Source organism: Fuscovulum ytuae, assembly GCF_029953595.1.
Classification (GTDB): Bacteria; Pseudomonadota; Alphaproteobacteria; order Rhodobacterales; family Rhodobacteraceae; genus Paragemmobacter; species Paragemmobacter ytuae.
Map to the genome: position 1 here is coordinate 3,539,918 of NZ_CP124535.1, position 11,842 is coordinate 3,551,759.

At 60.3% G+C, this 11,842-nt stretch carries 6 protein-coding genes; 2 read left to right on the forward strand and 4 right to left on the reverse strand.

Features of this window, described 5'->3' with window-relative positions; genetic code table 11:
• Positions 1-41: 41 nt before the first annotated feature.
• Both QF092_RS17105 and QF092_RS17110 read right to left on the reverse strand, forming a co-directional pair.
• Positions 42-1,223, reverse strand: coding sequence for a hypothetical protein (locus tag QF092_RS17105; protein ID WP_281465810.1), 1,182 nt, complete (start codon positions 1,221-1,223; stop codon positions 42-44).
• Between the two features lie 365 nt (positions 1,224-1,588).
• The gene (locus QF092_RS17110) at positions 1,589-2,221 is read right to left on the reverse strand and encodes a response regulator transcription factor (protein WP_281465812.1); all 633 of its coding nucleotides are present in this window, start codon (positions 2,219-2,221) and stop codon (positions 1,589-1,591) included.
• Between the two features lie 586 nt (positions 2,222-2,807).
• Here QF092_RS17110 and QF092_RS17115 point away from each other — a divergent pair.
• The gene (locus QF092_RS17115; RefSeq protein ID WP_281465814.1) at positions 2,808-9,593 is read left to right on the forward strand and encodes a peroxidase family protein; all 6,786 of its coding nucleotides are present in this window, start codon (positions 2,808-2,810) and stop codon (positions 9,591-9,593) included.
• A 75-nt stretch (positions 9,594-9,668) separates the two neighbouring features.
• Positions 9,669-9,848 carry a hypothetical protein gene (locus QF092_RS17120; protein ID WP_281465816.1) on the forward strand — a complete coding sequence of 60 codons (180 nt, stop codon included), beginning with the start codon at positions 9,669-9,671 and terminating at the stop codon, positions 9,846-9,848.
• Positions 9,849-10,003: 155 nt separating this feature from the next.
• On the opposite strand, the gene QF092_RS17125 is transcribed toward QF092_RS17120, so the two are convergent.
• A complete protein-coding gene (locus QF092_RS17125) occupies positions 10,004-10,453 on the reverse strand; it encodes a MarR family winged helix-turn-helix transcriptional regulator (protein ID WP_281465818.1) in 450 nt (149 codons plus the stop codon).
• Entirely contained in the window at positions 10,446-11,594 is a 1,149-nt protein-coding gene (locus QF092_RS17130; protein ID WP_281465820.1) for an Acg family FMN-binding oxidoreductase, read from the reverse strand. Before QF092_RS17130 ends, QF092_RS17125 begins: the two co-directional genes overlap by 8 nt.
• Positions 11,595-11,842 lie beyond the last annotated feature (248 nt).

The following is an 11,842-nucleotide window of genomic DNA, read 5'->3' on the forward strand; positions in this document are numbered from 1 at the left end:
TAAGCCTTCGCGCATAGCGAAGCTGCGGCATCGACCGGGCGCTATCTCCGCTGCTGCCCTCGAGGCAGCGCGCTCTTCACGACCGATTTCAACCGACGCACAGCTCTTATTCCCGTCCACTGTGCCTGATGAAACAAGGCGGGACCAGCAAGACCTGCCTGACGCGCAAGGTCAAACGCTTCGCGCTCCGTTGGCTTGCGGCTCGCGGAGATTTCTTGAATGTAACGACTGCGTCGTCTGCCGTAGGCCTCCAAATCAAACACCGGTTCGAATTTATCAAGGGCGCCAAATGCTTCAAGGGTCAACTCTGTTCTGCAACACTTCCAACATACACCGCAATTTATCTTTGTTCCAGCGTGCCCATGATGAACACATACGTCAAGACGCTCTCCAATCTGCGGAATATCAAGAATTTCTCGCGTCTTCTCGGCTCTGCTGTAAGCCGAACCGGTGGACCGAAGTGTAATGGCATCGGTCGAAAGTAGTGGGAGGATTATCGTATCTGCGTATGCCATGTCATAGGTAGGAAATACGCCAGAATCATCATACGTGTCTGTTGAAGAATAATAGAACATGCCAGAAATTGACGTTAGTAGATGTGCGACGGAGGTATTACGCGCAGTGTGAGTTTTCTGAAAGTCCATTTGCAGAACCTCACTCATGTTGCTGTTTACACTTATCATTCCCAATTTAAATTCTTTTGCGATCACATGCGCTTGCCTGAGCACCTGTTGCTTTTTCTTTTTTCCTGAATTTGCCCCAACATCGTTCACCAGCAAATGCGTTAATTTCTTTCCGGGAAGATTGCACTCGATGAAATTCTGTTTCAGGGAGAACCAGCTATCGACGCCTGCCGAAAAACCAGTTATCGCACCATTGGCTCGCCGATGAACGGCTATCGGGTGGGGAGCTTCAACTTTTAATCTGCGATTCAATCCTAACTGAGTCCCAAAAACATAAGCTAGATCAGCTGCCTGATATGCCATGCACTTAGAGATGGGAACTTCGAATACAACTTGTGAATTGAACTTAAGGGCAAGAAGAAGGCACGGTGCAAAAAATGCATCCGCGGATTCAATCTCCTTATTCTGGGGAAGGCCGGACACCTCGAACCAGATTTCCGTGTCGTGCCCATCATTCTGGATTAGGCACGAAGCCCTTCGCGTGCCGTCTTCGTTCTTTCTTGTCCGAAACTCTTTAATGATCATCAATTTCTCATTCATGCCCTAAAGCTCCTCGTCGCCGCATAATTTGGTACAGCAGGGCAACTGATTTTTGCGATCTCCAAGCCCTACAATCATGCAGAAAACAGATCCTGATCGTATACCAGCCCCTTGGCGAGGCCAAGCCCCATGGCGGGCGTCTTCTTGTCGTCTCGAAGCAACATTGAGTTGTGATAGAAGCGGTGAATAGTTGCAAACTTAGGGGCTGTCTCTGGATTGCAAGCGCCCAAGATCTTTTGCGACATAGGCGAAGGGGCTACGAGAAACCCTAATTGCGAGCAACATTTCCCTTATCTGCTGGAGTGGGGAAGGATGCCTCGGCTTTACAGTAAGTTGGGTAAGTGCTCGGGGTGGCGCAGTTACGCCTAGTTCTTCAAACGCTGCAATTCGAGAACGACTTCGACCCTGTTTCGAACTTCGAACTTCCGCATGATCTGGTTCATGTAGAATTTGACGGTCTTGTAGGAGAGGTTCAGCTTGACTGCGATTTCCTTGTTGGACGCCCCGTTCAACAGCGCGTCCGCCACCTGAGTTTCGCGCAAGCTGAGCGCTATAGAGGCAAGCTGCTCCTGCCGTTGTTGCCGTGTCTCTTTCGTCTGGCTTATGGCAGGCGACAGTTCGGGAGAGATGTAGTCATTCCCAGACAAGACCATCTCGATCACGGTGGGGAAGTCGTCGGTTGACGTGTCCTTCAGGATATAGGCATTGGCACCCGCCTTCATCACCTCAAGGCAGTTGGACGGGCAGGCGATTTCGGTGAAGATCATGATCTTCAGATCCGGGCGCAGCTTGCGGAGGCGCGGGATGGTTTCGAACCGGTCCCCCAAAAGATGAAGGTCGGCGACCAGGATATCGCATTGCGTCGCGGAGACGAGGTGCAGCGCCTGTTCGGCGGTCGCACCTGTTGCCACCACTTCATATCGGGGCTGCGTGCGAAAGATGGCAGTCAGACCGGAGAGGACGATCGGGTGGTCATCGATGAGCACGAATCTGGGCATCTCGATCTCTCATTCCTTGCCAGCATAGGAAACCGGCGCAGCCTTCTCTTAGCGTTACAAAGCCATCTTCCCGCGATGCGGACAAGAATGATTTACATTCGCAAGTTTGGGAAGAGCCTGCAAACCGCGATGGTCCAAGCAATGTTGCGTCGGCGGTCTGAGCCGGTATCAGACCAAAGTTAGGGGGATGGGATGCTGTGGCCGTTCAGGATCAGTCCGGGAATTGAGCAACCCCTTGCCATGAATGGATATTGGACGCTCTTCAGAACTGGAGGCGTCTTTGGAGCGACAGCCAGCCCCACGATCAATGCCCCATCCAGTAATGGGCAAAGGAAATACGGATAAAGGCGTTTGACGGCCTGATCCTGCGCATCGGGAAGGGGTTTGTCGGTTTCGAGGAGGCCTCTCCTGACGGATCAGCCCCCTTTTGCGATTCTAACCTTGGTCTGATGAATCATTGGACTGCTGCCCACCAGATCATTGGACCCCCGCCGTTTGTTGGCGTGTTCCCTTCTTGCGAATGTAACTCATTCCGGTTCGCAGGGCGCTTCCGGCTTTGGCGCAATTCATAATGGAGGCGTAAGCCATGGTTACGGTCAACATGAACGACCTTGAGTTCATCCTTCAGCAGATCAAGATTGCTGAGGCGGATGCGCGGGGTGAGGAGATCCTTGGGACGTATTTGCCGACGTCTGAGCTTCCGTGGGGTTTGCGGCGTGTTGATGGGAGCAACAACAACCTTGCGGCCGATCAGAGCACCTATGGGGCGGCGGGTCAGGAGTTTCCGCGTGCGACGACGCCGACTTGGGTTGCAGAGGGTGATGACGGGATGGCCTTTGGCCCGCCGATCATGGGGCCCACTGGTCCGGTTGATTTTGGCTTCCCCGGCATTCCGCCCGGCTATATCCCGCTGAACAACGGCCTTGGCCCGGACGGGAGCGACCTGCCGGCGACCTATCTGTCGAACAATGACTATGCGCAGCGCTTTCCGAGCGATCTGACGTTGGGGCCGCGGGCGATCCAGGCGGGCGATGTGGTGGATGCCGATCCGCGGATCATCTCGAACCTGATCAATGACCAGACGATGAACAACCCTGCAGTGCTGATTGCGGCCTTCCAGGTTGCGGGCAGCGAGGACCCCTATGGCGATGCCATCGTCATTCAGGACATGTTCCAAGCCTATAAGGCGGCGGCTGCAGCCGAAAAGGCGCATCTTGCGGACCAGGCGGCGCACCTTGCGGCCGAGCAGGCGCATCTTGAGGCTGGAGAGGTGGACCTTGCCGCCGCAGCTGCGGCGCTCGCGGCCGAAGCTGAGGCGCTCGCGGCCGAGGATGCGGCCGTCGCAGCCGGTCATAAGACGGCAGTCCTGACCGCGCTGGACAATGCGGGTCTGACCTATGAGGCCAGCCCCTCGGAAGATCTGGCGAAGCTGACGGTTGTCGTGCCGAACGTGGCACCGGATGAGGGGCTTTCGGCCCCCTTCAACTCGTGGATGACGATCTTTGGCCAGTTCTTCGACCACGGCCTTGATCTGGTTGAGAAGGGCGGCTTCGGGACGGTCTATATCCCGCTGCAGCCCGATGATCCGCTTTATGTCCCCGGGTCGAACACCAACTTCATGGTGGTGACGCGGTCCACGCTGACCGAGAATGGCGAGCCGGTGAACAAGGTCACCCCCTTCGTCGATCAGAACCAGACCTATACGTCGCATCCGTCGCATCAGGTGTTCCTGCGGGAATATGTGCTGGTCGATGGCAAGCCGGTTCCGACGGGCAATCTGCTGAACGGCAACCATGAATCGGGTGGTGGTATGGCCACTTGGGGCGATGTGAAGGCGCAGGCGCTGAACATCCTTGGCATCGAGTTGAATGACCTGAACGTTCATTCCGTGCCACTGCTGGCGACCGACCCCTATGGCAACTTCATCCCCGGTGCGAACGGCTTTCCGCAGATCGTGAAGGTGGTGGGGGATCAGCAGGTGCTGATGGAGGGCAGCATTGCCGCCCCGGTCAACACGATCGGCGCCGTCTCGGCGGGCGTGGCCTTCCTTGACGACATCGCCCACAACGCGACCCCGGGCTTCTTCGACCCGGATGGTCCCGGCCCGCTCGGGCTGGTCCAAAAGGCACCGGACGGCGATAGCACCGTCAGCGTGGCGACGGATCTTCAGCCGGCGGGCACCTATGACAATGAACTGCTGGACCGTCACTACATCGCCGGCGATGGCCGCGCGAATGAGAACATCGCCCTGACCGCGGTGCACCATGTGTTCCACTCCGAACACAACCGCCAGGTCGAGTCGATGCAGACCATCCTGCTGAACAACGCAAAGGCGATCCTTGCGGACGGCGGCGACATCCTTGCCGCGACGGACTTCCTGAACGAATGGCTGGCGGCCCCGTTTGATGTGGCGGCCGATCTGGCGACAGCGACGATCGAGACGCTGGCCTGGAATGGCGCGCGTCTGTTCCAGTCGGCGAAGTTCGTGACCGAGATGCAGTATCAGCACCTTGTCTTCGAAGAGTTCGCCCGCAAGGTGCAGCCCTTCGTGAACGTCTTCGTGAACTATGACGGCGTGCTGGACCCGGCGATCCTGGGCGAGTTTGCCCATACCGTCTATCGCTTTGGCCATTCGATGCTGAACGAGGGCGTGGATCGCTATGACGCGAACTATGAGGCCGATCACATCGACCTGATCTCGGCCTTCCTGAACCCGGTGGAGTTTGCCACGAGCGGGATCGATGCCGAAGCGGCGGCGGGCGCCTTGGCCCGTGGCATGACGCGTCAGCGCGGCAACGAGATCGACGAGTTCGTGACCGAGGCGCTGCGCAACAACCTTGTGGGCCTGCCGCTCGACCTTGCGGCGATCAACATCGCGCGCGGCCGGGAAACCGGCGTGCCCTCCTTGAACGAGGCGCGGGCGCAGTTCTTCGCCGGGTCGGGCGACAGCCAGATCAAGCCCTATGAAAGCTGGTTCGACTTCGCGCTGAACCTGAAGAACCCGGTCTCGATCATCAACTTCATCGCGGCCTATGGCACCCATGAGACCATCGTCAACGCACCGACCGTGGAAGCAAAGCGGGATGCGGCCACGCTTCTGGTTCTGGGCGGCGACGGTGAGCCCGACGACCGTCTGGACTTCCTGAATGCGACGGGCGCTTATGCCGCGAGCGTGGAAGGCAGCACGCTGGGCGGTCTGAACCTTGTCGACTTCTGGGTCGGCGGTCTGGCCGAGAAGAAGATGATCTTCGGCGGTATGCTGGGATCGACCTTCAACTTCGTCTTCGAAGTGCAGCTTGAAGCGCTGCAGGATGCGGACCGGTTCTACTATCTGAACCGTCTGGCGAACCTGAACCTGACGGCGCAGCTGGAGAACAACAAGTTCTCTGACATGATCCACCGCAACACGGATGCCACGCACCTGCCGGGCGATGTCTTCTCGACCCCCGACTTCTACATCGAGGCTGACATCTCCAAGCAGTTCAACGCTGGTCTTGGCGACAATGCGCGGCTTGACCCGACGGGGGGGGGCGATCCCATCCTGCAGGCGATCCAGCCCAAGGTCATCCGCCGCGACACCGATGGCGACGGCATCAGCGACTATGTCCGCTTCACCGGGGCCGAGCATGTGGTCATGGGCGGCACGGATGGCAATGACATCCTGATCGGCGGCAAGGGCGACGACACCTTCTGGGGTGACGCGGGCAATGACCGCCTGGAAGGCGGCGAAGGCAACGACTTCTTCTTCGGCGGCGACGGTGACGACATCATCACCGACGAGTTCGGCGATGACGAGGTCCGGTCGGGCGCGGGCGATGACGTGGTCAATGCCGGTCAGGGCTTCAACCTGATCATCACCGACACGGGCAGCGACTTTGTCTGGGGCGGCCCGGACTTTGACGAGATGCTGCTGGGTCAGGACAATGACTTTGGCCGCGGCAGCGTCGGCGGCGGCATGATCATGGGGGGCGAAGGCAATGACTGGCTGGAAGCCGGTGGTGCCAACAACCTTCTCTTGGGCGACAACGGTGACCTCGTCCAGGGTCTGCCGATCAAGCGCAGCGTCGACAGCCCGATCGTGGGCCATGACGTTCTGATCGGCGGGAATGGCAATGATGACTTCGACGCCGAAACCGGCGACGACATCATGGTGAGCGGCAGCGGCACGAACAAGTTCTTCGGCCAGCTGGGCTTTGACTGGGCCAGCCATGCCAACACGCCCGATGGTGTGCATGCGGATATGCTGAACCGGCTCTTTGCCCCGCCGGCGGTGGCGGCTTCGCCTGCAACCGTGCTGGACCGCTATTCGCAGACCGAGGCGCTGTCCGGGTCGAAGCAGGCCGACATCCTGCGCGGCGATGACGATACCGCCTTCGCGATCGACCAAGCGCTGCTAGATCAGAACGTGGGCCTGATCGAGGGTCTGGATGCCTTCCTGTCGGGTGTGAACGAGGATGGCGAGATCCGCTTCAGCGCGGGCAACATCATTCTCGGCGGCGGTGGTGGCGACATCATCGAAGGCCGGGGCGGCGATGATCTGATCGATGGCGACCGCTTCATCAACGTCAAGATCAAGGTATCCCCCGAAGGACTGACGCCCGAAGGCGAGCCTATCGCACCCTACTTCGTGTCCGGCATGGGCGAGATCCAGGAGAAGCTCTTCACCGGCGAGATCAAGCCGCGCGAACTGAGCATCGTTCGGGAAATCATCGACGGTCGGGCCGTCGTGGACGGTGTCGTGGCCGCTGATGTCGATATTGCCGAGTACTCGGGCAACCTCGCCGATTACACGATCGAGGGCTACAACGCCCTGACAGGGGTTGCGACCGACACCGATGGCGATGGCTGGATCTCGGTCACCGACACGCGGGTGGGTGGCACGGATGGCGTGGACCGGCTGAAGAACATCGAGCGCGTCCTCTTTGCCGATGGCACGATCAAGATCGCCCAGCATGAGAACGCCATCGCCGAAGGCCGTGTCACGGTTCAGACCAATGGCGTGGCGGCGGCCAATGGTCAGCCCGTCGGGGTGGCCGGTCAGGTTCTGGCGGCCTCCGTGGCCGCGGTCACCGATGCCGACAACGTGGGTGGTGTCGTGGCGGAAGAGGCCGTCGAATACACTTGGCAGGTCGAAACGGCGCCAGGAAGCGGTGTCTTCACCGATATTCTGCGCATCGTCGCGGACGAGTTCACGCCGGTCAGAGGTGCAACCTACACCGTCTCCGCCGCCGAAGAAGGCCTCGCCATCCGCGCCGTCGCACGCTTCAAAGACGCAGACGGCGCAATCGAAACCGTCTACTCCAACGCGGATGAAGGCGGGAACCCGCCGGAGCCGGTCGCAGCCACAGGTGCGCCTGTGATCAGCGATCTGACGCCGACGGAAGGCCAGGCGCTGACGGCCGATCTGACATCGATTGCGGATGAAAACGGGCTCGGTGCCTTCGCGCTTCAGTGGCAGTCCTCGACCGATGGCGGCACCACCTGGACCAACATCGCCGGGGCAACGGCGGCCACCTTCCTGCCCACGCAGGCGCAGGTTGGCACGCTCTTGCGGCTTGAGGTGAGCTTCACCGATGGCATCGGCACGCTCGAGACGGTCTATTCGGCCGCGACGGATGTGGTTGGCGATCAGATCACCGGCACCGCTGGGGCCGACCTGATTGACGGCACAGCTGGGGCTGACCTGATCTCTGGCCTTGCCGGGGCAGATACCATCAATGGCGGTGCCGGCGATGATGTCCTGAACGGCAATGGTGGGGCAGATGTCCTGAACGGCGATGCAGGCGCAGATGTCATCACCGGCGGTGGCGGTGCGGATATCATCAACGCAGGTGACGGCGATGACACCATCATCTGGAATGTGGGGAATGGCGTCGATCGCATCGACGGCGGCACGGAAACGGCGCTGGGTGATACCTTCGTCGTGAACGGCAACGGCGCATCCGAGACGTTCCGCATCTACACGGCGGCGGAATGGATCGCCTCTGCCCCCGGACGTACGGCGGCGGCGGGCGAAGAGATCATCGTCTCGCGTCAGGTTCGGCAGCTGACCAACGGGCCTGAGACGGTGGTGGCCCGACTGAGCGAGATCGAGGAGATCGTCGTGAATACCGGTGGTGACGGTGCCTTCGGGGACAATGTCATCATCATGGGCGACTTTAACCCGACGAACCTGTCCTTCAACACGATCACGATCAACGGGACGGCCGGTGATGAGGAAGTGGATGTCAGCGGTATCCAATCCGCGCACCGCATCCTGTTCCGCTCCGGCGGGGGTAATGACACTGTCATCGGCACCCTGCGGGCGCAGGACGTGATCGAGGTGCCGGCAGGCGTCGATCCCGCCAGCTATACTGAAGAGGAAAACGCCGATGGTACGGTGACGATGTCGAATGGCACCCATTCCGTGACCTTCACGCCTTCGGGGACTGAACGTCCGACGCTGGTTCCGTCTTCGGGTGATGCATCGCATGACGAGGCCGAGGATGCCGATGACGACAATCCGGGCGCTGGTTCGGGGTCGGGCACCGGGTCTGGTTCGGGCACTGGATCGGGTTCTGGCACGGGCACTGGGACGGGCGGCGGTATGCCGGTTGTCGAAGGTGTGGTGCTGATGCCGGGTGCAACGGCTGGTGTCATGGTCGGCGATGCGGGCGATGACGTGATTGTCGGTGGCGAAGAGGGCGATGCCCTCCTTGGCAAGGGCGGGTCGGATATCATCCTTGGCAATGGCGGCAATGATGTTGCGGTCGGCGGCAGCGGTGGTGACGTGATCGAAGGCGGCGCGGGCCGTGACGTTCTTCTGGGCGGCGAAGGGGATGATGTCTTCCTCGCGGCGTCGGGCGACGGGGCGGACATGCTGTTTGGCGGCGCGGGGATCGATACGCTCGACCTCTCGGCCCTGACCGAGGATGCGGTGATCGATCTGGGGGCCTATACGGCCATCGGGACGGCGCGCATCGGCGGTGTGACCGATCACCTTGTCGGGATCGAGAACGCGACCGGCGGGATGGGCAATGACGTGATCCAGGCCTCCTTGTCGATCAACGTGCTGACGGGCGGGGATGGTGATGATGTCTTCGTCTTCGTCTCGGCCGGCACGGCGGATGGCGACGTGATCACGGACTTCCGTCCGGGCGACAAGATCGACCTGTCGGGGATCGATGCGATGGTGGGCATGAACGGCAACCAGGCCTTCACGCTGGCCGAGCAGGGCACGACGGCGGCCGGCAGCCTTGTGATCCGCGAAGTAGAGACAGTGGATGGTGTCGACACGATCATCGACGGGTTCACCGACGGTGACGCGGATGCCGACTTCTCGATCACGCTGCGCGGGGCGCATAACCTCGACAGCTCGTCCTTCAACTTCTGATGACAATGACCCCCGGCTGGGAGGCTGGCCGGGGGTTTCTTTGCAACGTGTCCCACAGTTTTGGGATGGAATAAAATGTATGACAGAGAACTGACTGAACTGCAGAACCTGATCGAAGAGTGGGCCCAGAAGGGGCAAGTGGATGTGACGGATTGGGGCGCCAATGAGGTGATGACGATCCTTTCAGGCCGCCCGGACTTCCGCGAGAAATTCGTGGCGCTGCTGGAGTTGCGCACGGGTCAAACCGTTCAATGACGTGAACGGGCGGGTCGGCCCGAAACCCAGTAATCAGCAAAGCCAAGCCCGGATCACCCTTTCAGGTCTGGTGCTTGGCTTTTCCTTTCATTTAGCGAGGAAAACGCCAGCGCAAGGAAGGATGCAGGCTTGTCGGGCTCTGTCAGGGCGCAGCGTCACCGATCGCGGTCGGCATCCAGGAATTTGCGGAGCATTTCCAGATCGGGAAGCAGCCGTGCCACTTGTTCTGGCGGAAAGGCTGCGGCGATGCGGGCGACATCCGGGGCAAAGGCATCAATGGCGTCTTGGCGGAATTTCCGGCCTGCTGCGGTGATATAGACGAGCTTTGACCGGCCATCCTGCGGGTTTTTGCGCATTTCGATCAGCCCGGCACCTTCCAGCACGGTCAGGGAGTGGGTCATGGAGTTCTTGGGAACCTGAAAGGCCTGCGCGATGGCGAGGGGTGTGCGGCCATCCCCCACCCGCACCAGATGGTTCAGCACGGAAAACTGCGCCATGACGAAGCCCGGCGGAAGCCGGGCCTCCAACAGGTTGCGCGACAACTGCCCGATGATCCCGATCTCGTTGAAAAGACGGAAATATTCGGACATGACGCTTTCAGGCATGGATGATCCTGCTTTCCAAGGGCCAGCGCGGGCTGGTGCCTACGGTGGGACCATAGCCGATGCGCGCCAGCATTTGAACCGTGCCCCCGTCGGGTGCAAGGCGTTCATGCACTTGGGCGTAGAGGGCGGCCATTTCGGGGTATTCCTGCAAGGCCTGGCTGAGGGGTTGAAAGCCAAGGCCCCGCGCGGTGGCCGCAAGATTGACGCGCAGCCAATCTGCGCCTGTTGCGATCTGGGTGTCGCGGCTGTTGTCCTTGGTCACCAGCCAGACATGGCCCATCGCGGTATCGGTATTGGCGAAAACGGCGTCCAGCCCGGATTGGAAGGCGAAACTGGTCGGATCGGCGGCACTTTCGCGGCTGAATTGCCCGGTCAGGCGCAGCGTTTCGAAGAGGGGACCTGAGAAATCGATGCCATCGGGGTTTGCGTCCACCTCGCGATGGCCGATGCGGAAGAGATCGACGCTTTCTTGAAAGGTGTGGGGCGTTTCCACCTCGATCCGCAGCGCCTCGTGCGTCAGGGCGCGCAAGTCAAGAACCTCGGCCGTGTCAACCGTGCCGCCGAAGGCTGCGCCGTTCTGGACGGCTTTGGCGATTTCGGGGAGCAGTTCGGGCGCGATGGGGCGGGTGAGATCAAAGGGTTCCTTGTTCGAGCGCCGCTGGGGCACGAGCGCAAAGAGCGGGTCGCGCGCCACGGAAGGGTCGGCGGTAAGGGTGATCCGGGCGATGGGGCGGGTGTCGAGGGCGGTGGGGCTGCTTCCTTGCGGGAAAAGGGTTGTCTCGGCGCGGTGGCCGTCGTCGGCGGCGGCCATGCGGAGGAGTTCCAGAAGGCAGCCCAAGCCGATGGTGATCTGCCGGTGGAGCGGGTCTGTATGCGGCAGCATCCGTTCGAGATCGGCATAAAGGGTGATCACGCCTTGTTCCGACAGATCGGCGAGCCAAGGCTGGCGATTATGCGGGTTCGGGGCCAAGAGCGCCCAAGATAGCGCCCGCATGCGCGGATCGTCGTAGCGACCGGCCATTTCCCAAGGCAGGTATGCCGTTTGCGGGTTGCGCGTCGCGGCAAAGCCGAAGCCAGCGCCTGCGGCGAGGATGGCCCCGCCCCCCATCAGGTGGATCATCTTGCGTCTTGTAAGTGTCATTGCCAGCTCTATTGTTCGATGGAGAACTATATTGGTTCGTTGAGGAACCAAATCAAGAGATATGTTTGCTCGGATGAGACTCTGCCTTGAGAACTGCGCTGAGGATCAGTCTGATGGCGGAAAGTGCTGAGTTGCGAGAGTGGAAAGAACGCGGTGAGAAGGTTTTGCCCTATTTGGAAAGTCCGATCATGAAATGCAGACGAGGCGGGTGCGCCAAGGAATGACGCTCGCATCCCCCAACGGGGGGA